The 26,258-nt window shown below is 58.6% G+C and carries 13 protein-coding genes and 1 pseudogene; 9 read left to right on the top strand and 5 right to left on the bottom strand.

The window, feature by feature from the left end; all coding sequences use genetic code 11:
- Window positions 1-310 (bottom strand): annotated as a pseudogene (locus LIO64_RS03875) (hypothetical protein); the annotation flags it as partial.
- 209 nt (window positions 311-519) lie between these two features.
- On the opposite strand from LIO64_RS03875, the gene LIO64_RS03880 reads away from it, so the two are divergent.
- The gene (locus LIO64_RS03880) at window positions 520-1,110 is read left to right on the top strand and encodes a hypothetical protein (protein ID WP_290548135.1); all 591 of its coding nucleotides are present in this window, start codon (window positions 520-522) and stop codon (window positions 1,108-1,110) included.
- A gap of 45 nt (window positions 1,111-1,155) precedes the next feature.
- On the opposite strand, the gene LIO64_RS03885 is transcribed toward LIO64_RS03880, so the two are convergent.
- Window positions 1,156-1,944 (bottom strand): hypothetical protein, encoded by a 789-nt coding sequence (locus tag LIO64_RS03885; RefSeq protein ID WP_290548136.1) that lies wholly within the window; start codon window positions 1,942-1,944, stop codon window positions 1,156-1,158.
- Window positions 1,945-2,183: 239 nt separating this feature from the next.
- Here LIO64_RS03885 and LIO64_RS03890 point away from each other — a divergent pair, with 239 nt between their 5' ends.
- Window positions 2,184-4,181: a beta-N-acetylhexosaminidase gene (locus LIO64_RS03890; RefSeq protein ID WP_290548137.1), complete on the top strand. Its 1,998-nt coding sequence runs from the start codon at window positions 2,184-2,186 to the stop codon at window positions 4,179-4,181.
- A gap of 452 nt (window positions 4,182-4,633) precedes the next feature.
- Here the strand turns inward: LIO64_RS03890 and LIO64_RS03895 are convergent, their stop codons facing one another.
- Window positions 4,634-5,161, bottom strand: coding sequence for a hypothetical protein (locus LIO64_RS03895; protein WP_290548138.1), 528 nt, complete (start codon window positions 5,159-5,161; stop codon window positions 4,634-4,636).
- Window positions 5,158-7,740: a two-component regulator propeller domain-containing protein gene (locus LIO64_RS03900; RefSeq protein ID WP_290548139.1), complete on the bottom strand. Its 2,583-nt coding sequence runs from the start codon at window positions 7,738-7,740 to the stop codon at window positions 5,158-5,160. The genes LIO64_RS03895 and LIO64_RS03900 overlap by 4 nt, the downstream gene beginning before the upstream one ends.
- A 589-nt stretch (window positions 7,741-8,329) precedes the next feature.
- Between LIO64_RS03900 and LIO64_RS03905 the strand changes: the two genes are divergently transcribed.
- Window positions 8,330-10,792, top strand: a complete 2,463-nt coding sequence (locus LIO64_RS03905) for an autotransporter-associated beta strand repeat-containing protein (RefSeq protein WP_290548140.1) — start codon at window positions 8,330-8,332, stop codon at window positions 10,790-10,792.
- Between the two features lie 183 nt (window positions 10,793-10,975).
- Here LIO64_RS03905 and gltB read toward each other — a convergent pair whose 3' ends face one another.
- Window positions 10,976-15,415: a glutamate synthase large subunit gene (gene gltB / locus LIO64_RS03910; protein WP_290548141.1), complete on the bottom strand. Its 4,440-nt coding sequence runs from the start codon at window positions 15,413-15,415 to the stop codon at window positions 10,976-10,978.
- 401 nt (window positions 15,416-15,816) lie between these two features.
- On the opposite strand from gltB, the gene LIO64_RS03915 reads away from it, so the two are divergent.
- From LIO64_RS03915 to LIO64_RS03940, 6 genes are all read left to right on the top strand, one after another.
- Complete coding sequence (locus tag LIO64_RS03915; RefSeq protein ID WP_290548142.1) at window positions 15,817-17,952, top strand: glutamine synthetase III; 2,136 nt, start codon at window positions 15,817-15,819, stop codon at window positions 17,950-17,952.
- Between the two features lie 254 nt (window positions 17,953-18,206).
- Complete coding sequence (gene carB / locus LIO64_RS03920; protein ID WP_290548143.1) at window positions 18,207-21,410, top strand: carbamoyl-phosphate synthase large subunit; 3,204 nt, start codon at window positions 18,207-18,209, stop codon at window positions 21,408-21,410.
- A gap of 30 nt (window positions 21,411-21,440) precedes the next feature.
- Window positions 21,441-22,547 (top strand): glutamine-hydrolyzing carbamoyl-phosphate synthase small subunit, encoded by a 1,107-nt coding sequence (carA, locus tag LIO64_RS03925; RefSeq protein ID WP_290548144.1) that lies wholly within the window; start codon window positions 21,441-21,443, stop codon window positions 22,545-22,547.
- A gap of 143 nt (window positions 22,548-22,690) precedes the next feature.
- Window positions 22,691-23,758 carry a GDP-mannose 4,6-dehydratase gene (gene gmd, locus LIO64_RS03930; RefSeq protein WP_290548145.1) on the top strand — a complete coding sequence of 356 codons (1,068 nt, stop codon included), beginning with the start codon at window positions 22,691-22,693 and terminating at the stop codon, window positions 23,756-23,758.
- A gap of 1 nt (window position 23,759) precedes the next feature.
- Window positions 23,760-24,848 carry a GDP-L-fucose synthase gene (locus tag LIO64_RS03935; RefSeq protein ID WP_345779567.1) on the top strand — a complete coding sequence of 363 codons (1,089 nt, stop codon included), beginning with the start codon at window positions 23,760-23,762 and terminating at the stop codon, window positions 24,846-24,848.
- Window positions 24,849-24,881: 33 nt separating this feature from the next.
- On the top strand, window positions 24,882-26,207 hold the full coding sequence (locus tag LIO64_RS03940) for a Na+/H+ antiporter NhaC family protein (protein WP_290548147.1): 1,326 nt from the start codon (window positions 24,882-24,884) through the stop codon (window positions 26,205-26,207).
- Window positions 26,208-26,258: the final 51 nt, after the last annotated feature.

The raw sequence follows: 26,258 nt of genomic DNA on the forward strand, positions 1-26,258 counted from the left end.
TTTTCAGGAACAGCAGGATGCACCCGGCCGCCAGCCCCCCCACCACCGGAATGAACAGCCTCCATTCAGGCTCCACCTGGGAAAAGGTGCCCACGCGGGAATCCGACCAGATGCCCGTGAGCAACCATTGGATCACTTCCACCATCCTCTCAAAAAAGAGGGACATGCTGGCCCCTACCACCCCCACGACCACGGCCCATACGTACGTGACCTGCCTTTCCCCTATCTTCCAATGATGGAACAGTCTTAAAATCCACCCGTACCAGACGGAATCCGGTGGGGGAGGAGGCTGGGGAGAGGCGGAATTCATGGGCAAAGCGGCAATAGTACTCCATTGTGACAAAAAAATACCCCCTGATGTTCGATACCGCAGGAAATAGCTGCCTGCCCCGCCCCGGAAAGCCTGCGAATGGCAGCCATGAGCAGGGGTCCCCTTCCTCCGGAGAACGTTCCGGCCCGGCAAAGGTCTTGCACCGGGCCGCAAACCTGCTACACCGGAAGTAACCCATCCCCACCACCATGCCCAACCAACCCCAGCGACGGGTATTCCCGAGCTTCCGGAAACTGGCGCTTCCGGTGATTGCCTGCACCATCCTTGGCAGCCAGCTGCATGGAGTCAGGCATGCTGCGTCCGTCTGGCCCACGGAACGGGAAGTGCTCTCCAGCCATTCCATCTTCGGGCAGCCGGGAGACCCGGACTCCCTGGTCACCATCCCCCTGCCCTATCCATTAAGACCGTCATGGGACATGGATACGGAACTCACTTCCATCACCTGCCACCGTTTCATCGCCGCTCCGCTCATCCGGATTTTCCAACGAACGCTGGAACATTACGGCATGGAACGCATCCGCGAACTGCGGCTGGACGTTTACGGCGGCTGCTTCAATAACCGGCCCATCCGCGGAGGTTCCCGCCCGTCCCTGCACGCGTGGGGCATTGCCGTGGACCTGGACCCCGAACGCAACACCCTGTACATGAGCGCGCCGGAAGCCGCTTTTTCCGGCCCGGAATATGATGCCTTCTGGTCCATCGTGGAAAGGGAGGGAGCCTTTTCCCTGGGCCGTGGGCGGAATTACGACTGGATGCATTTCCAGTTCGCCCGGCCGTGAACGGCCTGCGCGGGAAATCTCCGCTGCACCGCAACGGACCGGACGTCAGAAGGTATATTTCAGGTTGATGCCGTAATAAAAATCATCCCCCAGGTCCCTCTGCTTCACCACGGTCAGCGCCTGGCTGTAATTGGTGAACAATTCCACGGTCAGGCGGGAGGTGGCGCGGAAGGTAAAGCTCAAATTGTAATCCAGAGCGTTGGATCCGTGATGCACCACCGGCCCCACATATCCTCCATTGTAGCCATAACGCACCACGGCGTCCACGCGCACGCAATCCGCTATGTCTTCATGCATTCCTGCAAACACGGCATAATAGCCGCGGAACGTATGGTTGTTGTACTGCCAGTACAGGTCCGTACCGCTAAACCAGCGGTCGGAAAAATGATAGGTTGTCTTCAGCCCCGGACGCGGAATGCCCTTGTCCCCCGGGAAAACGAAGCTGTGTTCATACCAGGGCATGACCGTCCAGTTCCCCAGCTCCTTGATGTAATCCAGCCGGTATTTTAATTCCGCATGGTTCCGGTGGTCCGTGGAAACGCCGTACCATATTTTCCCCACCCACTCCTTATATTGAACCTCAGGAACGAACGTGCAGAGAGAACCGTCCCACAGGTCCAGGCCCTCGCACTCGTACTTGCTGGCCCAGCCCGTCTGGAAACGCAGGTAAACCCGTTCATCCGCAGGTCCGGCCAGAGAAAGGGGATGGGGGCACGCCGTTTTCAAGTAGTAGGATTGATCCTGGCAAACCATCGAGGAGCCCCAGGCGCCCGTGCATGACAGCACGCCCGCGCAGACTGCCAGCAATAATTCCGTTGCAGAGTTCGTTTTCATCTTTTTCCATAGTTGGATGGGAGTTTCCTGCGGCGGTACATCCGGACGCGGATGGAACCCTTCTACGTTGTACCCCTTCTACGTTTTTTACTGCAAGCCGATATTCCGCCCGCAGCCGGATAAAACGCCTCCAGAAGACGGGACCCCTATGGAAAAAACAATATTCAGTTCCCAGATCCAGAAAAACAAATTCCCGCTGAAAGATTGTGCCGGCAGTCTTTGTACCTGGTATTGAACATATGAAGCTCCTCATTCCCGCCCTCGTCTTCTCCGCCTGCCTTCCTGCGGCATTTTCTCAAGAACAGATCATCCCGAAGCCGGCTGAAATCACGCTGTTAAAAGGGACCCCGGCCCGGCTCACCCCAGCCTCCGCCATCGTATCAACCACGCATGACAAGCCCTTTCTGAACCGCGCCAGGCAATTGCAGCAGATGCTCAGCAAAGGGACCGGTCTTCCCCTCCCCCTTAAAACACCGCAGGAAGCTCCAAAAAACGGCACCTGCATTATCATTAAAAAAGACCCGTCCCTGGCCTCCAGGGGAGAGGAAGCCTATTCCATCCAATCCTCCCCGGAGGGAATTATTCTTTCCGCCGCCCATGCCAAAGGCATTTTTTATGCCGGCCAAAGCCTGATCCAAATGATGCCCGTTATCTTCCACGACAAGAAGGCGGACAAATCCTCCGTGAAATGGAACATTTCCGGAACTCCATTTAAAATGGTGGACTATCCGCGTTTTTCCTGGCGCGCCCTGATGGTGGACGAAGGCCGCCATTTCTTTGGAGAAAAAGTCATCAAGCAGATCATTGACCAAATGGCGCTGCTGAAGATGAACACGCTCCACTGGCACCTGACGGACGATGCAGGCTGGCGCATTGAAATTAAAAAATATCCCCGGCTCACTTCCATCGGCTCCAAACGCAGGGAAACGGAAATAGGCACCTGGAACAGCGGCAAATCAGACGGAAAGCCGCATGAAGGCTTTTATACGCAGAAGCAGATCAGGGACATCGTGCAGTATGCGGCGCAGCGCAATATCACCATCGTCCCGGAAATTGAAATGCCGGGCCACGCCAGCGCCGCCAGCGTGGCCTACCCGTTCCTGAGCCTTAAATCACCCGCGGAGGTTCCCACCACCTTCATTGTAAACACGGCTTTTGACCCTACCTCTGAAAAGACTTATGCCTTTCTTTCCGACGTGCTTGACGAAGTCGTGGCGCTGTTCCCCGGCAAGATCATCCATATCGGCGGGGATGAAGTACGCTATGACAAGCAGTGGAAGGGTGTTCCGGAAATTGAGAAGTTCATGAAAAAGAACAACATGAAGAGTTATGCGGACGTCCAGATGTACTTCACCAACCGCATGTCCGGAATCGTCGCCAAAAAAGGACGCCGCATGATGGGATGGAATGAAATTTACGGCCATGACGTCAATGGGGACGGCGGAGGCAAAGCCGGCGCCAAGCTGGACACAAACGCCGTCATCCATTTCTGGAAAGGCGACACCAACCTGGGCAAAAACGCCATCAGGGATGGCCACGAGATCGTCAATTCCCTTCACAGTTCCACCTACCTTGACTACAGCTACGGCAGCATCCCCCTGCAAAAGGCATACGGCTTTGAGCCCATCTTCCCTGGCCTGGAGGAACAGTACCATTCCAAGGTCAAGGGGTTGGGCGCCCAGCTATGGACGGAATGGATAGCCACTCCGGAGCGGCTGCACTACCAGGCATTCCCAAGGGCCTGCGCCTTTGCGGAAGTGGGCTGGACTCCCGCTGGCAGGAAGGATTTTCCCGATTTCAAGAAGCGTTTAAAGGAATATGGCGAACGCATGGACCTGATGGGCATCCACTATGCCAAAGACATCGTGGATCAAATAGACAAATCCGACTTTTTCAACACTCCCCGGCTCGGGGGCTGGACTCCGGACAGCGTAGCCGACAAGAAACTTTCCCTGGATGCCTCCAAGCTGATCAAATCCCCCGGCAGGTATACGATCACCCTGCTCTATGAAAAAGGAGCAAACGCCGTTGAAATAGAATCCGTGGCCTTATATGAAGGAAACAGGGAAATAGCCCGGGACACCCACCCCGGCAAAAGTGGAACCCAAAAGGAAAACATCCGTTACATCCTGAACGTTCCGGCCGTCAAAGACGGCGCCACCTATACAGTAAAAGCCAAACTCAGCGGCTCCGGGGGCGACGATTCCTACGGCACCGTTTATGGTGAACTGCCATAACCTTTCCCTGGCCATCGGAACCTGAACAGGCAAAAGCAGGCGGAACGTAAAACTCCTCCGGCTTTTTGGTGGGCTGGGAAGGAGTGCGCCTTCCTCCTTTCGCCAGCAAACCACGGAAATGAAAGTCCATGTGGATGCCTGCGGTGGTTACCGGCAGCGTATGAAGTGCCGCAAGCGGGGCATTCCTCCCGGCATTCGGCAAAGACGTCCATCTCCCGGACGGGCAGGATTTCCACCCCGGACAGGGAAAAGAGTTCCTTCTGCCAGTCACTGTATAAGGGTTTTCTTTAAAAGATGCCGGAGGCCGCCATTGGCGGCTCCCCGGCATCTGAATAACCGGAATCAACGGACAAGGATCTTTATCCGCGGAAACCAGCATCATCCATCAGCGGCTCTTTCCATGTGAGAGCGCGTCATTCATCCGCCAATGAAACGGAGAATCCGGACGCAGCTCACAATTCACCCAGCATCTTCTCCACGTACTGGAAAAAGATGCTGCCGTCCTCCCCGCTGACGCCATAATCTTTGACATCCTCAATATTGGCATTCTTAATGCGGGTGATGATATAGACTTTGGAGAACATAATCCCCCATTGCCCATACTTTTTGTTATCGAACCAGACGTGATGATCGTAGTATTGATCGAAATAGAGGGTTCCTCCGTCGTCCGGATCGGCAATCGGACCGCAGTATTTAACAATAATGTGGCTGATGCCCTTGTAGCACCATTCCCTGCCGCATTGCGGATTTTTGGAAAGGGTGGTACTCATCGCAATGGTGGTGTCTGTAATATCATAGGACATTTGATCCTCATCATGATATTTGATTCCTTTTTGAGGCAGGTTGATCTGGTTTTTGATGATGACACCATCATAAATGAGGCGTCCTCCTTTCCAGTCCGTTTCCGGTGGCGCTATTTCCCCCTGCAGGAAGCAAGTCCCTGAGAGAGAAACCATAATTGCACAGGCAATTTTGTTCATTGTTGCTTTCTATTTTGTTGTTGTTTTAACAATTCCTTTTTGAGGAATTCCTTCATTTCCTGAACAGATTTTTCAGGAGGGGTCTTCGCATCGTCCCGGTACTGCCGCCAGTCGATATGCAGCTTGGCCATGAGGCGCAATTCCCGGAGTGAGAAAGGAACGGTGCCCGGGGCATTAGGCATGAAATCCCGTGACCGGTTGCCGATGTAATAAATCTGGCTCTGGTCCCATGCACGCTTCATGGTTTCATCAAAGGAAGCCCTCACGCGGTCGTCACTGACTTTGGCTTCCCACTGGAGGCAATCCGCCAGGCAGCCACCCTCCGCACGGCTCTCCCGGGCCTGCCGCCACAGGGAAAGAATATACCTGTTCTGAAGACTGCACGCCGCCGGCGTCAGGTACTTGCGCGTGTATTGCAGTTCATACAGGGGCTTGCACACGACTTTTTCCCTCTGCCCCAGCGTGGCTCCATTCACTCTCTCGGGCGTGGGAACAATGCCCGCAAACTGACCAGACACGTAATAGGGCAGTTCCTCCGGAACGCGGATTTCCCATGGGATCCTTTCATTCACAAATACGCCGTTTAAAATGGTATTGAAGGAACCGTTCCGGCAAACACGGAACAAGTAAATCCCCCCTTTTCTGCACATGAATCTTTTATAAACTCCGGACCCCGCAAACCGGGAAACGCGCGTGCGCGCCTCCACCGGGAATGAATACCACTGCTCCATGGCGGCGGTCAGCTCCTTCCCCCGCTTGTTCCGTTCTCCTATCGCAAGATCCCCCTCAATATTAAACTGGAACACGAGGGGGGCGGTGGAAGGATGCCTTCTGGCTTCCACCACGTAATCCCGCCTGGATTCATTGGAAAGATACCCGTTGGGATTGTAGAAATACAGGGCTACTTCATGAACGCCTTCCGGCACTTCCACAGCGACCCAGATATCGGGACCGTCCACAAAGGACGGGTACGCTTCCCCGTGGTCGTCCCATTCCGCCTCCGTCCGCACGGAATCCGTAGGGTCGAAAAGAATGTTACGGTTATCATTTTCCTTGATGCTGTGCACCCACCAGCGCAGGGCGTCCCCCTTGTTGCGGTTGAGCCCCATCAATCCCTGAATCCAGTAAGAAGACAAGGCCCCCTTGTACCCGGGATAACCAGGAACGGAGGAAAGGGTACGGAACGACACAGTCTTGGCCGTAAACTCGGAATTGCTCATCGGGGCGTTTGTGGCGCACAGCGTGGCGCGCGTCAGGCCGTACCTTCCGCACCAGTCTCCTTTCGTGGTCCAATCCTCCCCACGGAACACAATGCTCTTGCCCGCATGCGCATCCACCCCCAGCTTTTCCAGCCTATTAAGAACCATGGCCGGATCTTCCATCTGTGCCGGGGAGGGAAATGCAATCTCCCCATCCTGCTGCTTCCTGTCCAGTTGATAAGACAGGGTCCCCTTGTTCAAACCGACAAATCCCCGCCCATACGTCGCCGCCCAGACGCTTCCGTCCCCCAGAGCCAGGAGGGAGGATACATCTGTGTTTTCCAGCCCCTTCCTTATCCTCCGGCGCACCGTCATCCTTTCGGCATCCAGAACATCCACTCCCTGTGTCCGGTAACCGATGAAAATATGTTTTCCCTGCTGAATAATTGAGGATACGAAATCCTCAGACAGCATCCTGGAATCCCCCTCTCCCGGAACGGCGGTCTTCCGCACGGCGGAACCATACAGATGATTGTTCTTCTGGGCATAATCACGTCCCCGCATAAAACGCCATGAACTGATGCCGTTGCTGTACGCCAGTCCGGAGCAGGTGCCTACCAGCACCTGGTCCTTTTCCGTACAGGCCAGAACATTGCAGGTATTGGAAGGCAGTCCGTCCCCATACGACTGGTACGGCTGCCGGGCAAACTGCTTGGTATCCCAGTACCAGGGCGCCTGCACGTTCTTCCACTGCATGTATCCTGATTTGAGCGGCGAGCAGGATACGCCACCGCACGCATAAGCCAGCCACAAATTCCCCCTGGTATCAAAGCCCGCGGAAGCTACTTGGTCTTCCACCAGTCCCGTGGACCGGTCCAGCGTTTTCCAGGAATCATTTCCCGGATTGTAAATGGATACGCCGCCGGACGTAGCAACCGCTACCTCCCCGGAAACGGGAGAAACGGCCAGCGCATACACATGCTCGCCATTCAGGGCGTTGCTGCGGTCATACGTCTTCCACTCCCTTCCATTGAAGACGGCCACGCCGCTGTCGTCCGTGCCCGCCCATATCCGGCCCTGCCTGTCTTCCGCAATGCAGGTGAAATTCTTCCCTTTAGGAAAACCGGAATAATAATCCATATTGAGCCAGGACTTTTCATACGACCGATCTCCAACCTGAAGGCGGTAAACGCTTTCCTTCTCCCCTACCGCCCAAATGGAGCCGTCGCCAGCCACCAGGGTTCCACGGATAAACCGCACCGGGCATTCAGGCAATTGTTCCGGCACCTGGACGGATATGACGTTGCCTGCAGACCATGATCCCAACAAGGGGAGCACCAGCATCACTGTTCCTACGAAATATTTTAATTTTATAAACATAACCAATTTTTTCCTGATTATTATATGAGAATATTACCGCATTTTACCTTCGTCAACCCATTTTAAATTTATTCTCAATTTTATCCAAATAAAAAACCGCACAATCCATTTACCGTTAGATACATAAGTCATTTAATATATGTTAGTTATAAATATTTTTTGGTTTTGGAAACAGCCCCGCTACAGCCGTTCCAGGCCTGAACGGAAAAATAGAGAGTCTCCGTTTAAAAGCGCCGCCAAACCGTTCTTCCCCACCCCCAATTTTGGCATCAAATACGATGAGCCATTTTCACCAACATCGAATTCGGAATCCGCCGCAACGCGCTTAATATTTAAATATTAAGACTATCAGTCAGTTATGATTTAATTATTTTTATTATTAATCGCCATTCCTTCATTTTTCCCTAATCAAAATTTCTCTAACACGCTTTAAACCAAACTTTCCGGTTGACTTCGGATTCCGAATCCGATAAAAACCGGGTATCGTAGAAGGGAGGCCTTCCCTTCTGAATTTAAATTGAATAATTTAAACTGTTATAACATCAATTTCATGCAACCTCATTTGCCTCATCAACTAACAGCCTGGCTCATGGCTGCGGCCTTCTTCGGGACATTCGCCTCACAGTCCCAGGCTGCCGGAGAAAGCATCAGCATCAATTTCGGCACCAATGAATCAAACGGCACCATTACCGATTCTTCCAGTGCCGGGCTCGAACCCGTTATCGGCTCCAACTGGAATCAATTCAGCGGGGCATCCCAATCCACGGCGCAGGACCTGAAGAACAATAACGGGGACGCCACCGGAGCCACGGTCACGTGGTCCAGTAAAAATACCTGGCGCGGCGGCGGCACCCCCTCCACAGGGGATAGCCAAATGCTCAAGGGGTACCTGGACGACGGCAACGGAATCACCATCAATGTCAGCGGCCTGGATTTCCTGACCTACGGCGTCTACGTTTATTGCAATACGGACACCGCCAACGGCAACTTCTCCGCCAAGACCATCAACGGCGTTTCCTACACCTGGAACGGAACCTCCACTGTCGCGGGATCTTCCGCCTGGGGGGCAACGGGAACCTATGGGGAAGCAGTGGAAGGAACCAATACACTGTACGTAGGAGGCCAGACTTCCAACAACCTGACAATCAGCACTCCGAGCAACACTTCCGGATCAGGCACCCGCGGGTGCATTGCGGGCATCCAGATCGTCAATACCTATGACGGCGTTAAAATTTCCGCTACGCTGGACGGAACCGCGTCCTCCGAGTGGACGGCTTCCCAACTGGGAGACGCCGCATGGACGGATGCCAATGACGGCGCCGGAACCTACGCTTCCGTCAACGTCACCAACGGACCGGGAGCACTGACCATTGCGGACGGAGAAACGCGCCGTACGGACGCCATCCTCGTGTCCGGCGGAGACCTGTCCATTTCCGGTGGCTCCCTGAACCTGTCCGGCCCCGGCATTCTCCGGGCGGCGGAAGGCACCACACTCACGGTATCCTCCAACATATCCGGAACAGCCACCCTGGACGGGGCCGGAGCCGTCATCATGAACGGAACCAACACCCTGACAGGCCTTTCCGGGTCCGGCGCACTGACGTTGGGTGACACGGCCTCCATCACCATTACGGGTGATACAGCCTCCACCTATATCGGCGCTCTCACCCTAGGGGACAACGCCTCCATCACGGCAACCAATCCCAACTGGACCTTCGGAGGCGTCCTGACCATGGCAGCCGCCAACTACAATGCCAATGACTCCTGGGCGCACAAAGCCACCTCCCTTACCCTTACGGGCGCCGGGGATGTGGAGTACACCTTTGAGGAAGGAACCCTGATTCCCATCACCCACGCGGACAGCTCCCTGACGGTCCACAAGGTGACCAACGGCACCGGCACCATCAATGCCAACCATGCCTCTGACATCGCCCACCTCATTATTGACGCCGGCACAGTCAACCTGGCAGCCGGCGATACTACCTATACGTTTGAGTCCATCACCATCGGTCAGAACGCCAAACTGAGCCTCAAAAGCTCAGGTACCATTCTGGGCGGAACTCCGGACATGCTGATGAAAGCCGGCTCCACGTTTGAAATGCTCAATTGCAAGGCCTACGGAGCGGACACCCCTTTCAATGCCAATATTACCATTGATGCAGCCGGGGCGGGAGTGACCATCGCCGGCTCCTACTACGGAAACGCCACCAATCTGGGAGGAACGATCACCGGTGAAGGGGAGCTGCTGATCACCAATGGTTCCAGCGGCACCAACAGTTTTACCATTTCCTCCGTCATTTCAGACAAGGACGCCACCCGCCAACTGGGCGTGAAGGTGAACAAGAACAGTTCCACGGTCGTTTTCTCCGGCAACAACACCTATACCGGAGGCACCACCATCGTTGAGGGAACGCTCCAGGCCGGCTCCGCAACCGCCCTTGGACAGGGGGCCGTCCTGGTGCAGGGAGGAACGCTGAATGCCAGCAGCCAGGCTCTGGCCAACGCCATTACGCTCCAGGCGGGAAGCATCCAGGAACTCGGCAGCATTTCCGCGCCCAAGGAGATCACCGTTTCCCTGACGGGGAATGCCACCATCAAGGATTCAACGGTAGTTCTCAGCAACGCGGCCGGAACCCCATTGGCCTCCACCGGCCAGGTGCTGACCCTTTCCGGCACGACTTCCGCCACGCTGAATAACGTTACGCTGAACCTGTCCAGCTTCAACACGGCTCTCATCGACATGCAGGAAACATCCACCCTGAACCTGACCGGAGGCCTGACGCTGAACCTGGGGAGCGACCTGGAGCTCGACCCCACCTCCCTGACAATCGCGCTGATCACGCAGGGTGAAGGCACCTCCCTGGCGGACAACATTGATTGGGACGCCCTGCTGACGCTTACGCAGAACAACCAGAACCTGATCTGGGACGGCGTTACCTACGATAACGGCAGTCTGACCTTTACCGGCCTTACCGTACCGGAACCCGGCACGGCCACGCTGAGCCTTCTGGGCCTCACGGCCCTGCTGATGCGCCGCAGAAAGAAGGCCTGATCCCTACCTGCCAGTATCTCCTCCGGGGGCTGTTCCGCAACAATGGCGGGACAGCCCCCGTTTGTCAGGCGCCATTCCTGTGATGAAAAAATGCAGCATTCACCCTTTAAAACAGATGGGGCCTCCGCACCCGCGGAGGCCCCTAGCGTTACCCAAACAACAGAAAACTGCTGAATGCTTCTTTCAGGAATGCATGGCCAGGGCGTGGCGGTATTCCACCGGGAAGACCTTGATGAATTTTCCGCGTTCCTCCGGCCAGTTGCTTAACAGGTCGCAGGCGCGGCGGCTCCTGGTGGCCATGTAGTGCTCGTAAATGAGCTGGAGCAGTTCCGCCTCATCGGCGGAGTGCGGCATGACCGTTTCCAGATCCACGCTTCCCAGGTTGCATTTCTGATCGAAGTTGTTGTCCGCATCGTACACGTAGGCCAGGCCGCCGGTCATCCCCGCGGCGAAATTGACGCCCACCTTGCCGAGCACCGCCACGCGGCCTCCGGTCATGTACTCGCAGCCGTGGTCGCCAATGCCCTCCACCACCATCGTGGCGCCGCTGTTGCGGATGGCAAAGCGTTCCCCGGCCTGCCCGTGCAGGAAGATTTTTCCGGATGTGGCCCCGTAGCCGATGACGTTGCCGGCAATGACGTTGTCCGACGGAGCGAAGGAGATGTTTTCCGGAGGCCGCACGATGATCTTGCCGCCGGAGAGGCCTTTCCCTACGAAGTCGTTCGCTTCCCCCACGAGTTCAAACGTGATGCCCGGAGCCAGAAAGGCGCCGAAGCTTTGCCCCGCGCATCCGGTGAAGTGTACCGTAAGCGTGTCTTCCGCCAGGCCGCGCGGGCCGAATTTCATTACCAGTTCCCCGGAAAGTTCCGTGCCTACCGTCCGGTCCACGTTGCGGATCTCGCGGAAGAGTTCGCTCTTTTCCCCTTTCTCCAGCAGGGTTCCCAGGTTCGGCAGCAGGTGGCGGCGGTCATAGTTGTCCAGCGGCTCCCTTTCAAAGGAAGGGTCGAACCTGCGGCCTTCCCCGTCCGCCGCATGCAGGATGGAGGAGAAGTCCAGATGCTGCGCCTTGTAGAAGTCAATGGCGCGGTTTACAGAGAGCAGGTCCGTCCTGCCCACGGCTTCGTCCAGGGAACGGAGCCCCAGGGAAGCCAGGATTTCCCGCGTTTCCTGCGCCACGAAGCGGAGGTAGTTGATCACGTATTCCGGCTTGCCGCTGAACTTGGCCCTCAGGGCCGGGTCCTGGGTGGCGACGCCCACGGGGCACGTGTTTTCATGGCACCTGCGGAGCATCGCGCAACCGATGGAGATCAGAATGGCAGTGCCGAAGCCGAATTCCTCCGCCCCCAGCAGGGCCGCCATCACTACGTCGCGCCCGGTGCGCAGCTGGCCGTCCACCTGGAGCCGTACGCGGGAACGGAGCTTGTTGAGCACAAGCGTCTGCTGCGTTTCCGCCAGCCCCAGCTCCCACGGCAGCCCGGCGTGCTTCACGCTGGTGAGCGGGGAGGCGCCCGTGCCACCGTCATGACCGCTGACCACGACCACGTCCGCATGGGCCTTCACCACCCCGGCGGCCACCGCGCCAATGCCCACCTCGGAAACGAGCTTGACGGAGACGCGGGCGTCCGGATTGGAGTTCCGGAGGTCGTAGATCAGCTGGGCCAGGTCTTCAATGGAATAAATGTCATGGTGCGGCGGCGGGGAAATAAGGCTGACGTTCGGCATGGAATGGCGCAGCCGGGCGATGTACGGGTCCACCTTGTGGGCCGGGAGCTGGCCGCCCTCGCCGGGCTTGGCCCCCTGGGCCATCTTGATCTGGAGCTCGGAGGCATGGCGCAGGTAGTTGATCGTGACGCCGAAGCGTCCGCTGGCGATCTGCTTGATCGCGCTGTAGCGCACCTCTCCTTTGGCATTGGGCTCGTACCGGGCCTCGTCCTCGCCCCCTTCCCCGGAATTGCTTTTCGCCCCGATCTTGTTCATCGCGATGGCGATGGTCTCATGGGCCTCCGGACTGAGGGATCCCAGGGACATGGCCCCGGAGACGAAGCGGCGCAGGATGGAATCCACGCTCTCCACTTCCTCCACGGGGACGGCTTCCCCGGGAACGAATTCAAACAGCCCGCGCAGGGTGCAGAGGTGCTGCGCCTGATGGTTGCTGTAATCCGCGAATTCGCGGTACTTCCGTTCGTCGTTATCGCGCACGGCGGCGCGGAAGGCCTGGAGCGTCTGCGGATTCCAGAGGTGGTTCTCACCGCCCTTTTTGTACTTGTACTGGCCCCCGGCGTCCAAGCCGCCTTTATCCCCGGCGGCCCGGGCGCTCCGCTGGTTGCATTCCGCGGCTATCTCTTCCAGCCCGATGCCGCCCACGCGGCTGACCGTGCCGGGGAAGAATTCGTCAATCAGTTCCCGGTTCAGCCCCACGGCCTCGAACAACTGGGAGGAGCGGTAGCTGCGCAGGGTGGAGATGCCCATTTTGGACATGATCTTGAGCAGTCCCTTGTCAATGGCATTGATATAGTTGCCGGAGGCCTTCACCACGTCCAGCGGGCAATCCTGCGGCGCAGCCAGGGAAGTGACCGTCGCCAGGGCCAGGTACGGGTTGACCGCCGTGGCTCCGAAGCCCAGCAGCAGCGCGAAGTGCATCGTTTCCCTCGCCTCTCCGGTTTCCACGATCAGGCCCACGTCGGAACGCAGGCCCTCGGCCGCCAGGGCGCGGTGCACCACGGAACACGCCAGCAGGCTGGGGATGGGAACATAGCCCCCGCCGATGTTGCGGTCCGTCAGCGCCAGGATGCGTATACCGGACCGGACAAGTCCCACGGCGGATTCCGCCAGATTGTCCAGGGCTTCCCGCAAATCCTTCCCGTCCCCGCCTTCCGGGAACTGGATGGAGAGCCTGGCGGAAGGGAATCCGGCCTGCCGGATGTTGCAGAGGCGGTTGAGCTCCTCGTCCGTAATGACGGGGCGCGCCATCTTGATGAGCCGGGCGTGTTCCGGCGTTTCTTCCAGAATATTGGGATGGTTGCCGATGTACGTGGTCAGGCTCATGACCAGTTCTTCCCGGATGGGGTCGATGGGAGGATTGGTCACCTGCGCGAACAGCTGCTTGAAGTAATTGAACAAAAGCGGAGCCTTCCCGGAAAGGACGGCCAGCGGGGCGTCGTTCCCCATGGAGCCGAGAGGTTCCGTACCCTTCATCATCATGGGGCGTATGATCAGCTCCACGTCCTCCTGCGTGAATCCGAACTGGCGCTGGTGGGCGGTCAGATCCGGCATTTCCGCGGAAGCGGAGACGGAGTCAAACAGGGAACGGACGGAAATCTTGTTCCTTTCCACCCAGCGGCGGTAGGGCATGCGCCGGGCCATTTCATTTTTGGTCTCCGCGTCGGACACCAGCCGATGGTTCACCAGATCACAGTAAATCATCTCTCCGGGGCGCAAGCGCCCCTTGCGGGCCACTTTCTCCGCGGGAATGTCCGCCACGCCCGTTTCCGAGGCCAGGATGAAAATATCATCCGTTGTCAGCGTGTAGCGGGCGGGACGCAGGCCGTTACGGTCCAGCATGGCTCCCGCGTTGACGCCGTCAGAAAAGACGACGGCGGTCGGGCCGTCCCACGGCTCCATCATGGCGGAATGGTATTCAAAAAAGCCGCGCACGTCCGGCCCCAGATGGTAGTTGACGCCCCAGGCCTGCGGCATGAGCATGAGCATGACGTGGCGCAGGTCCCGCCCCGCGGCCGCCAGCAGCTCCACCATGTTGTCCAGGCAGGCGGAATCGCTCTGGCCGGGGGGAATGAGGGGCAGAAGCTTCTGCAAATCATCCCCCAGCAGGGAGGAGGACAAATGCGGCTCCCGCACCTTCAGGTGGTTCAGGTTCCCCCGCAGGGTGTTGATTTCTCCGTTGTGGGCCAGGTAGCGGAAGGGATGGGCGAGGCTCCAGGTGGGGAAGGTGTTCGTGCTGTAGCGCTGGTGGACGAGGGCCAGGGGAGATTTGAAATGCTCGCTGGCCAGGTCCTCGTAAAAACCTTCAATCTGCGTGCCGAGAAACAGCCCCTTGTACACGATGCTGCGGCTGGAGCAGCTGCACACATAGCAGCCTTCCACGCGCCTCTCCATTTCCCGGCGCATCACGAACAGCTTGCGTTCAAACTCCGCCTGGTCTGCAAAGCCGCTGCCGTCAATAAAGAGCTGGCGGATCAGGGGGCAGGTGAGCTGGGCGTTCCTGCCGATGCTGTCCCGGTTGACGGGCACCTGCCTCCACGCAATTACTGCACCGCCGTTTTCCGTCACGGCGGCTTCCAGTTCCTCCTCATGGCCGCAGCCGCCGAACATCATGGCGACTCCGTATTTTCCCCTGGAGGGAAGCCGGTTGGGAAGGGCCAGGCGGAAAAACTCATCCGGCAGAGCCACCATGATGCCCGCTCCGTCCCCCGTTTCCGGATCGCTTCCCACCGCACCGCGGTGCATCAGCCTCTTGAGAACGGTAACCCCCATTTCAATGATTTTGTGGCTGGGTTCGTTCTTCAAGTCCGCCACCAGGCCCACGCCGCAGGCGTCCTTCTCCTGTTCAAAGTCATACAATCCCTGCGGCTCAGGGACGCCTGTCTCGAATTGATCGCTATTCATCAGTTTGCTGTTTCTTGTTTGGGTTAAGCTGCCTTTATTGCAGCAAAAAGCGTGCCAACTTTTTTTCAAACGCTATCGAAACTGCTCCATCACTTTCCATCGCCCTGTTTTACAGGCTTTTCCCACGATGTCCTTTTCCTTCCATGAGCTCAAGAAACATACTGGGAAGGGCTCGGATACCTACCTGTTTTACATTTTTGTAAGTACAGTTTTTACCTGTTTTTACATTTTTGTAACACATCTTTAGCTTCTTCATGATCCGCCCTTCCAGGAAATACTCCTCTTAAAGACGACAAACAATATTGATATTCATGTTCTTATACTTCTCCTGCACCTCTTGGAGAAGGTGATCTGAAAAAGTTGGCACGCTTCTTGCTGCATAAAAGGCACAACAGTTAACCATGATGAGTGACTCCACAAGAACACAAGCCATCAGCGCCATCGCTTCCCTGCCCGTCAGCGGCATGAGCGAGAGCGCCCCTGTCAACATTGATTATTACGGCGCCGACGTTTTCAGCACGGAGGTGATGAAGCAGTACCTGCCCAAGGATACGGCAAAAACCCTCCTGGCCACCATCCAGGACGGCCTGCCGCTGAATGCGGACATCGCTGCGGACGTGGCCCACGCCATGAAGCAGTGGGCCCTGGAACGGGGAGCTACTCACTACACCCACTGGTTCCAGCCCATGACGGGGTCCACGGCGGAAAAGCATGACTCCTTCCTGGAGCCCAAGGGCATGGAACCGATCATGAGTTTTTCCGGCAAGAACCTGATCGTGAGCGAACCGGACGCTTCCAGCTTCCCTTCCGGCGGACTGCGCTGCACGTTTGAGGCCCGCGGCTACACCGCGTGGGACCCCACCAGCCCCGCTTTCATCAAGCGCCACGGCAACGGGGCCACGCTGTGCATCCCCACCGCCTATTGTTCCTACACGGGCGACGCGCTGGACAAGAAGACCCCCCTGCTCCGTTCCCGGCAGGCGTTGAGCAACGCCACCAGGAGGCTCATGAAGTGCTTCGGCCAGCCGGACTCCCACGTGACCATCACACTGGGACCGGAACAGGAGTATTTCCTGATCGACAAGAATTTCTACCTGAACCGCCCGGACCTGGTCCAGACGGGCCGCACCCTCTTCGGCGCGCCGCCCGCCAAGCACCAGCAGCTGGAGGACCACTACTTCGGCTCCATCAAGCCGCGCATTCTCAATTTCATGAATGATGTGGAGAAGGAGCTCTGGAGGCTGGGCATTCCGGCCAAGACGCGCCACAATGAGGTGGCCCCGGCCCAGTTTGAGCTGGCCCCCCTGTTTGAGGACGTGAACCTGGCGGTCGACCACAACATGCTGGTGATGGAAATCCTGCGCCAGCAGGCCAACAGGCACGGGCTGGTGTGCCTGCTTCATGAAAAGCCCTTCGTGGGCGTCAACGGCTCCGGCAAGCATAACAACTGGTCCATTTCCTACGGGGACAAGAACCTGCTGGATCCCGGCACGGACCCGCAGCAGAACGCCATTTTCCTGACCGTGCTGACCGCCATCATTGAGGCGGTGGACAAGCACAGCGACCTGCTCCGCAACTCCGTAGCCAGCGCGGGGAACGACCACCGCCTGGGCGCGAACGAGGCGCCGCCCGCCATTATCTCCATTTTCCTGGGCGACCAGCTCAATGAAGTGATCGAGAACATCATCAACGGGGAATCCGGCTGCGGCAAACGCACCGATACGCTTAAAATCGGCGTGGATACGCTGCCCATCCTGCCCCGTGACGCCACGGACCGCAACCGCACCAGCCCGTTCGCCTTCACCGGCAACAAGTTCGAGTTCCGGGCCCCAGGCTCCGCCCAGTCCTGCGCCGGACCGATGATGACCCTGAACACCATCGTAGCGGAAGCCTTCGATTCCCTGGCGGAAGAACTTTCCACCTTCGCTCCGGAGACCTTCCTGGCCCAGCTCCAGGAAACGCTCAAGCGCAGGATTTCCGCACACAAGAGAATCATCTTCAACGGAGACAACTATTCCGAGGAATGGGTGAAGGAAGCGGAACGCCGCGGCCTCCCCAACCTGAGAAACACGATGACCGCCCTCCACACCCTGGTGAATGAAAAGAACCTGGCCCTGTTTGAAAAGTACGGCGTGTTTTCCCGCAAGGAACTGGAATCCCGGTTTGAGATCTTTCTGGAGGAATACCACAGGCGCATCCGCATTGAAGGGCGCCTGTCCTGGGAAATGGCGGCCACCATCATCCTCCCCGCCCTGCGCAATGAATACAAGCAAACCGTTTCCGCGCTCTCCAGGGCGCTGGACGCCAAGCAGACCAACGGCACCGCCGCCCTCCGGAAGCTGGCGGACAAGCTGGGCGACGCCCTGGATTCCATCGTGACCGACCTGGATACCCTGGAAACGGCGCTCACGAGCTGCCATGAGGACATCCTTGCCGCGATGTCCCAATTGAGAACCAGCGTCGATGCCGCAGAAACCCTGGTGAACGACCAGTCTTGGCCTCTCCCCAAGTACAGAGAAATGTTGTTCATCTACTAGGGTGCAACGACGGAGCTCCGGAACCATGCCGCCCCTTTGAGGGACAAGCCTCTGCCCGCAGGGGGAACGGCACGGCTCCGGGGCTTTTGCGCACCCGGATGTCCCCGCATCTTCTCCGCCGGTTCCCCCGGCGCTTTTCCCCCAAAAATCCGCGTCATTGATCGTAAAAAAACTTTCCTCCGGCAGCCAGCGGGCACTTAATTCTCCCGGCGGAAATCCACGGTCCAGGACTGCATGATTCTTCCATCGCCATTATGCCTAAAGACACCTCCATCAAAAAGATTCTCGTGATCGGGTCCGGCCCGATCGTCATCGGCCAGGGTTGCGAATTCGACTACTCCGGCACCCAGGCCTGCAAAGCCCTCCGGGAAGAGGGTTACGAAGTGGTACTGGTCAACTCCAACCCCGCCACCATCATGACGGACCCGGAGACCGCCCCGCGCACCTATATTGAACCGATCACCCCGGAGTTCGTGGAGAAGATCATCATCCGGGAAAAACCGGACGCCCTGCTCCCCACCCTGGGCGGACAGACCGCCCTGAACTGCGCCATGGAGCTGCACCGCAGCGGCGTGCTGGAACGGGAAAACGTGCGCATGATCGGCGCCAATGCGGACGCCATTGACCGCGGGGAGGACCGCAACCTGTTCAAGGAGGCCATGATCCGCATCGGCCTGGACGTGCCCCGCTCCGGCATCGCCCACACGATGGAGGAGGCGCGCCAGGTGGCGCGGGACATCGGCACCTTTCCCCTCATCATCCGCCCCGCCTTCACGCTGGGCGGCATGGGCGGCGGCGTGGCGTACAACAAGACGGAGTTTGAAGAAATCTGCGCCCGCGGGCTGGACCTCTCCCCCGTCTCGGAAATCCTGATTGAAGAATCCCTCATCGGCTGGAAGGAATTTGAAATGGAAGTCATGCGGGACCGCGCGGACAACTGCGTGGTCATCTGCTCCATTGAAAACATAGACCCCATGGGCGTGCACACCGGGGATTCCATCACCGTGGCCCCCATCCAGACCCTGACGGACCGGGAATACCAGGTCATGCGGGACGCCTCCTTCGCCGTCATCCGGGAAATCGGCGTGGAAACGGGCGGCTCCAACATCCAGTTCGCCATCAATCCGGCCAACGGCCGCATGATCGTCATTGAGATGAACCCGCGCGTCTCCCGCTCCTCCGCGCTGGCCTCCAAGGCCACCGGGTTCCCCATCGCCAAGCTGGCCGCCAAACTGGCCGTGGGCTACACGCTGGACGAACTGAGCAACGACATCACGCGGGAAACGCCCGCCTGCTTTGAGCCTACCATCGACTACGTGGTAACCAAGGTTCCCCGCTTCACCTTTGAAAAATTCAAGCAGGCGGACGAACACCTGACCACGTCCATGAAATCCGTGGGCGAAGCCATGGCCATCGGCCGCACCTTCAAGGAATCCTTGCAAAAAGCCCTGCGCTCCCTGGAAACGGGCCGCTGGGGCTGGGGATTCGACGCCAAGGCGCCGGAAAACCCCTCCGCAGAGGAAATCACGCGGAAGCTGGCCGTCCCCACGGCGGAACGCATTTTCTGGATCCAGACGGCGTTCAGCAGCGGCTTCTCCCTGAACGAGGTGCACCAGCTCACCCAGATCGACCCCTGGTTCCTGGCCCAGATGCGGGATCTGGCGGAAGCAGGCGGCCGCCTGGCCTCCCTGGATCTGCGGGAAGCCAAGAAGCTGGGCTTTTCAGACCGCCAGATCGCCCTAGCGCGCGGTACTACGGAAGAAGCCGTGCGGCAGGAACGCCAGCAACAGGGCATCATCCCCGGCTACCGCCTGGTGGACACCTGCGCCGCGGAGTTCGAGGCCTACACGCCCTACTTCTACTCCACCTACGGGGATGAGAACGAAGCCCGCGACACGGGCCGGAAAAAAATCCTCATCCTGGGCGGCGGTCCGAACCGCATCGGCCAGGGCATCGAATTCGACTACTGCTGCGTGCACGCCTCCATGGCCCTGCGGGAAATGGGGTATGAAACCATCATCGTCAACTCCAATCCGGAAACCGTCTCCACGGACTACGATTCCTCCGACAAGCTCTTCTTCGAACCCCTGACGCTGGAAGACGTGCTCCACATCTGCGAGCAGGAAAAGCCGGACGGCGTCATCGTCCAGTTCGGCGGCCAGACGCCGCTGAACCTGGCGAACGCCCTGGAAGCCCGCGGCGTGCCCATCATCGGCACCAGCCCGAAGGCGATTGACCTGGCGGAAGACCGCGAACACTTCTCCGCCCTGCTGAAGGAGCTGGGGCTGAAGCAGGCGGAAGCGGGAACAGCCACCAATGTGGAGGACGCCGCCGCCATCGCCGCACGCATCGGCTATCCGGTGCTGCTGCGCCCCTCCTTCGTGCTGGGCGGCCGCGGCATGATCATCGTGTATGAGGAAAAGGAACTGCGCCAGTACATGAGCGAAGCCGTGGAAGCCTCCGAAGAACGCCCCGTGCTGATCGACCGCTTCCTGGAAAACGCCGTGGAAATAGACGTGGACGTCATCGCAGACCGGGAGCGCGCCGTCATCGGCGCCATCATGCAGCACGTGGAGCCCGCGGGCATCCACTCCGGGGACTCCGCCAGCATGATCCCGGCCATGGGCATCTCCATGAAGATGCACAAGGAAATCACGCGCGCCTCCAAGGAACTGGCCCGGCGCCTGAACGTCTGCGGCCTGATGAACATCCAGTTCGCCGTGAAGGACGAACAGCTCTACGTCATTGAAGTGAACCCGCGGGCCTCCCGCACGGTCCCCTTCGTCTCCAAGGCCATCGGCAAGCCCCTCGCCAAGCTGGCCGCCCAGATCATGGCGGGCAAAACGCTGGCGGAACTGGGCTTCACCCAGGAAATCACGCCGGAATACCACTGCGTGAAGGAGGCCGTCTTCCCGTGGGGCCGCTTCCCGGGCATCGACGTGGTGCTGGGGCCGGAAATGAAATCCACCGGGGAAGTCATGGGCATTGACCCGGACCCGGACATCGCCTTCGCCAAATCGCAGGTCAGCGCCTTCAACCCCCTGCCCACGGAAGGAAAAGTCTTCATCTCCGTAAACGACCGGGACAAGGAGCGGGTGCTCCACATGGCCCGCCAGCTGGCGGACATGGGCTTCACCCTGTGCGCCACCCGCGGCACGATGATCCACCTGCTCCAGCACGACATCGAATGCGAACGCGCCTACAAGGTGAACGAGGCGCGCCGCCCGAACATCGTGGACCATATCAAGAACGGAGACATTGACTTCATCATCAATACGCCCGGCTCCCATGACGCGCGGGCGGATGACATCATCATCCGCTCCTCCGCCATCGCCGCCAAGACGTCCTACTGCACGAACCTGGCCTCTGCCCAGGCCTGCGTGAACGCCATTGAGGCGCTGAAAAACAGGGAACTCCAGGTGCGCACCATCCAGGAATACCACGCCCAGACCCTTTAATCCCACACCACACACAGCATACCTATCATCATGAGAGCCATTCTCGCACTGGAAGACGGGACCGTCTTCATCGGTTCGCACTTCGGAGCCACGGGCACGGAAGTGGGGGAAGCCTGCTTCAATACGTCCATGACCGGCTACCAGGAAGTCCTGACCGATCCGTCCTACAGCGGGCAGATCGTCACCATGACCTACCCGCTGATCGGCAACTACGGCATCAACCCGGAAGACAACGAGTCCGCCGGGGCACAGGTCAGCGGCTTTGTGGTGGCGGAACTGGCCAAGGTCCATTCCAACTGGCGCGCCACGGAAGCGCTGGGCCCGTGGCTGGAAAGGCAGGGCGTCATCGGCATTGAAGGGGTGGACACCCGCAAAATCGCCAAGCACCTGCGCTCCGCCGGAGCCATGCGCGCCTGCCTTACTACGGAGCTGACTCCGGAGGAAGCCGTGGAAGCGGCCAGAAAGGCCCCTTCCATGGAAGGCTGCAACATTGTGGACAAGATCGGTTCCCATCCCATGACGCCGGAGGAAGTGGACGCGCTGGTGACGGAAGGGGAACTGCCCCCCGTGGAATATGACATCGTGGCCTTCGACTTCGGCATCAAGTACAACATCCTGCGCCAGCTGAGGGAAAACGGCTTCCGTGTAACCGTGGTTCCCGCCCACACGACGGCGGAGGAAGTGCTGGCCATGAAACCGGACGGCGTCTTTCTCTCCAACGGTCCGGGGGACCCCGCCACGCTGACGGACATCCACCGGGAAGTGGCCGCCCTGATCGGGAAAGTCCCCATGTTCGGCATCTGCCTGGGGCACCAGATCATCTCCCACGCACTGGGGGCGAAAACCTTCAAGCTCAAGTTCGGCCACCGCGGCGCCAATCATCCCGTCAAGGATCTTAAAACGGGCAAAATCAGCATCACCTCCCAGAACCACGGATTCGCCGTGGACCCGGCCACCGTGCCGGACGACGTGGAAATCACCCTGCTGAACCTGAATGACAACACGGTGGAGGGCATCGCCCACAAGACGCTGCCCGTTTTCAGCGTGCAGTACCATCCGGAAGCCGCTCCCGGACCCCGCGACCCCCAGTACCTGTTCCGGGACTTCAAGCAAATGATCGCTGCCGGCAGACGGTAAACGGCTGCGGCGTTGCCACCTTTTTGGATTAGACCAGTGCATTTTCCTCGTCACAATGGGGGAAATGCACTACTTTTTTCAAAGCATCCAAAGCATCCCGCCATTCCTCTTTGGAACTCTCATCACCAATCCATACCTGATATATGAGCAAAATTGCATTGATCTCCGGCATTACGGGGCAGGACGGCTCCTTCCTCGCCGAATTCCTGATTGACAAAGGCTATGAAGTACACGGCATCCTGCGCCGCTCCTCTTCCTTCAATACGGGCCGCATTGAACACCTCTACCTGGATGAATGGGTGCGGGACATGAAGAAAAACCGCCTGGTCAACCTGCATTACGGAGACATGACGGATTCCAGCTCCCTGATCCGCATCATCCAGACCGTGCAGCCGGACGAAATCTACAACCTGGCCGCCCAGAGCCATGTGAAGGTCAGTTTTGACGTGCCGGAATACACGGCGGAAACGGATGCCGTGGGCACCCTCCGCATGCTGGAAGCCGTCCGCATCCTGGGCATGGAAAAGAAATGCCGCATCTACCAGGCGTCCACTTCCGAGCTCTTCGGGCTGGTGCAGGAAGTTCCCCAGAAGGAAACCACTCCGTTCTACCCCCGCTCCCCCTATGGCGTCGCCAAGCAGTACGGCTTCTGGATCACCAAGAATTACCGGGAATCCTACGGCATGTTCGCCGTGAACGGCATCCTGTTCAACCATGAGAGCGAACGCCGCGGGGAAAACTTCGTCACCCGCAAGATCACGCTGGCGGCGGCACGCATTGCCCAGGGCATGCAGGACAAGTTGTACCTGGGCAACCTGAACGCCCTGCGCGACTGGGGATATGCGAAGGATTACGTGGAATGCATGTGGCTGATCCTCCAGCACGACACTCCGGAGGATTTCGTCATCGCCACCGGGGAAATGCATACCGTGCGCGAATTCTGCACGCTGGCCTTCCGCGAAGCCGGAATTGAACTGGAATGGGAGGGAGAAGGCGTGAAAGAACGCGGACGCGACAAAAAAACGGGGAATATTCTGGTGGAAGTGGATCCCAAATACTTCCGCCCCGCGGAAGTGGAACAGCTGCTGGGAGACCCCACCAAGGCCAGAACCCTGCTCGGCTGGAATCCCACCGCCACGCCGTTTGAGGAGCTTGTGCGCATCATGGTCCGGCACGACATGGAATATGTTAAAAATCCCGTCAATTCCTGAAATGGAAAAAAACAGCCGAATATTCGTGGCCGGACACCGCGGCCTCGTTGGTTCCGCCATCTGGAAATCCCTGGAAAACAAGGGGTATTCCAACCTGATCGGCCGCACCCACCGTGAACTGGACCTGGAAGACCCGGCGGCCGTCCGGGAATTCTTTGACCGGGAAAAGCCGGAATACGTCTTTCTGGCGGCGGCGTTCGTGGGCGGCATCATTGCCAACTCACGCTACCGGGCGGATTTCATCTTCCGCAACCTTCAAATCCAGCAGAACGTCATCGGGGAAAGCTTCCGGCATGGCGTTTCCAAGCTCCTCTTCCTGGGGAGCACCTGCATTTATCCGCGTGAGGCTCCCCAGCCTATCAAGGAGGACGCCCTGCTCACCTCCCCGCTGGAATACACCAATGAGCCGTATGCCATCGCCAAAATTGCAGGGCTGAACATGTGCGAAAGCTTCAACCTGCAATACGGCACCAACTACATCGCCGTGATGCCTACGAACCTGTACGGTCCCAATGACAATTTCCACCTGGAGAACAGCCACGTGCTGCCTGCCATGGTGCGCAAGATCCATCTGGCCAAGTGCCTGATGGATGGAGACTGGAAGGCCGTGCGGAAAGACCTGGAAGCGCGCCCTGTGGAACAAGTGGACGGAACGGCGCCGGAAGAAGCCATTCTGGCCGTACTTGGCAACTACGGCATCGCCCCCGGGTCCGTGGAACTGTGGGGGACGGGAACGCCCCTGCGGGAATTCCTGTGGAGCGAGGATATGGCGGACGCCTGCGTCCATGTGATGGAACAGGTGGATTTCAACCAATTGAAAGGAGACGGCCGGGAAGTGCGCAACTGCCATATCAACATCGGCACCGGGAAGGAAATCTCCATAGGCGACCTGGCGCGCCTGATCGCCTCCACGGAAGGCTACCGGGGAGAACTGGTTTTCAATGCGGACAAGCCGGACGGCACCATGCGCAAACTGACGGACGTTTCCAAGCTGCGTTCCCTGGGCTGGCGCCACCAGGTGGAGCTGGAAGAAGGCGTGAAACTCATCTACCAGTGGTACCTGGACCCGGCAGGGGCCGCAGGGAATTAGCAAGTCCCGCATCTCCGGCAGCCCGCACAGCTCATGAGCCACCTCCCAGACAGCCAGGCTACGGAACCTGTCAGACCCAGCCTGTGGGCGCTGAGCCCCCTGCTGGTTTTCTTCCTGCTTTACCTGGTCATCTCCGTAGCCGTACAGGATTTTTACGCCGTCCCGGTGACGGTGGCCTTTACGGCGGCGGCTGTCTGGGCCGTGCTCATCACCCGCGGGAAAAGCATGGCGGAACGGGTGGACCTGTTTTCCTCCGGCGTGGCCAACAGGAACATCCTGATGATGATCTGGATTTTTGTGCTGGCGGGCGCGTTCGCCCAGTCTGCGAGGGACATGGGGGCCATTGACGCCACGGTGCAGCTCACGCTGCGCCTTCTGCCGGACAACCTGCTGCTTGCCAGCGTGTTCATTGCCTCCTGCTTCATTTCCCTTTCCGTAGGCACGTCCGTGGGAACCATTGTCGCACTGGCTCCGGTAGCCGTGGGCCTGGCGCAGGCAACGCAGGTCGGTACGGGCATGATGACGGCAATCGTCGTGGGAGGGGCTTTTTTCGGAGACAATCTTTCCTTCATTTCAGATACCACCATTGCCGCTACCCGCACGCAGGGCTGCGCCATGCGGGATAAATTCCGGGCCAATGTGAAAGTGGTTCTTCCCGCCGCGCTGCTGGCCCTGGGCTGCTACGTACTGCTTGGCTGGAACGTGCAGTCCCCTCCCTCAACGGACGCTCCCATTGAATGGCTGAAAGTGCTCCCCTACCTGCTGGTGCTGGTCACGGCGCTGGCCGGAATTCATGTGATGGCCGTGCTGACGCTGGGGCTGCTCGCCACGGGCGCGGTGGGCATCGGCATGGGATATTTCTCCTTCATGGACTGGTTCAGGTCCATGGGAGACGGTATGACCGGCATGGGAGAACTGATCATCGTCACTCTGCTGGCCGGAGGCGTGCTGTCCCTGATCCGCTTCAATGGAGGAATCGCCTATATCATTGAAAAAATCACTTCCCACATCCGCGGCAGGCGCGGCGCGGAATTCAGCATTGCGGCCCTCGTCTCCCTGGCCAACTTCTGCACGGCCAACAACACCATCGCCATCATCACGGTGGGCCCCATCGCCAAAGACATCAGCGACAAGTTCCACATCCCGCCCAGGAGAAGCGCCAGCATTCTGGATACCTTCTCCTGCCTGGTCCAGGGCGTCATTCCCTACGGCGCCCAGATGCTCATGGCCGCCGGCATCGCCCAGGTTTCCCCCCTGCTCATCATGGAGTACCTTTACTATCCCCTGATCCTGGGAGTCTTTTCCATCCTCGCCATCGCTCTGGGCGGCAGAGAAAGAAAACCGGTCCGCCAGGACTGACCAGGGAAGTCAGGAAAACACGGCCGCGCACCAGGGCAAGGCGCCCCGTTC

It is taken from the genome of Akkermansia sp. (genome assembly GCF_020860705.1).
In the GTDB taxonomy this organism is placed as follows: Bacteria; Verrucomicrobiota; Verrucomicrobiia; order Verrucomicrobiales; family Akkermansiaceae; genus Akkermansia.

Bases quoted from the DNA above. Each gene is read 5' to 3' on its own strand.
- gmd (WP_290548145.1), top strand. From the start codon at position 22,691: ATGAGCAAAATTGCATTGATCTCCGGCATTACGGGGCAGGACGGCTCC.
- LIO64_RS03905 (WP_290548140.1), top strand. From the start codon at position 8,330: ATGGCTGCGGCCTTCTTCGGGACATTCGCCTCACAGTCCCAGGCTGCC.
- LIO64_RS03940 (WP_290548147.1), top strand. From the start codon at position 24,882: ATGAGCCACCTCCCAGACAGCCAGGCTACGGAACCTGTCAGACCCAGC.
- LIO64_RS03880 (WP_290548135.1), top strand. From the start codon at position 520: ATGCCCAACCAACCCCAGCGACGGGTATTCCCGAGCTTCCGGAAACTG.
- LIO64_RS03890 (WP_290548137.1), top strand. From the start codon at position 2,184: ATGAAGCTCCTCATTCCCGCCCTCGTCTTCTCCGCCTGCCTTCCTGCG.
- LIO64_RS03935 (WP_345779567.1), top strand. From the start codon at position 23,760: ATGGAAAAAAACAGCCGAATATTCGTGGCCGGACACCGCGGCCTCGTT.
- LIO64_RS03885 (WP_290548136.1), bottom strand. From the start codon at position 1,944: ATGAAAACGAACTCTGCAACGGAATTATTGCTGGCAGTCTGCGCGGGC.
- LIO64_RS03915 (WP_290548142.1), top strand. From the start codon at position 15,817: ATGATGAGTGACTCCACAAGAACACAAGCCATCAGCGCCATCGCTTCC.
- carB (WP_290548143.1), top strand. From the start codon at position 18,207: ATGCCTAAAGACACCTCCATCAAAAAGATTCTCGTGATCGGGTCCGGC.
- LIO64_RS03900 (WP_290548139.1), bottom strand. From the start codon at position 7,740: ATGTTTATAAAATTAAAATATTTCGTAGGAACAGTGATGCTGGTGCTC.
- carA (WP_290548144.1), top strand. From the start codon at position 21,441: ATGAGAGCCATTCTCGCACTGGAAGACGGGACCGTCTTCATCGGTTCG.
- gltB (WP_290548141.1), bottom strand. From the start codon at position 15,415: ATGAATAGCGATCAATTCGAGACAGGCGTCCCTGAGCCGCAGGGATTG.
- LIO64_RS03895 (WP_290548138.1), bottom strand. From the start codon at position 5,161: ATGAACAAAATTGCCTGTGCAATTATGGTTTCTCTCTCAGGGACTTGC.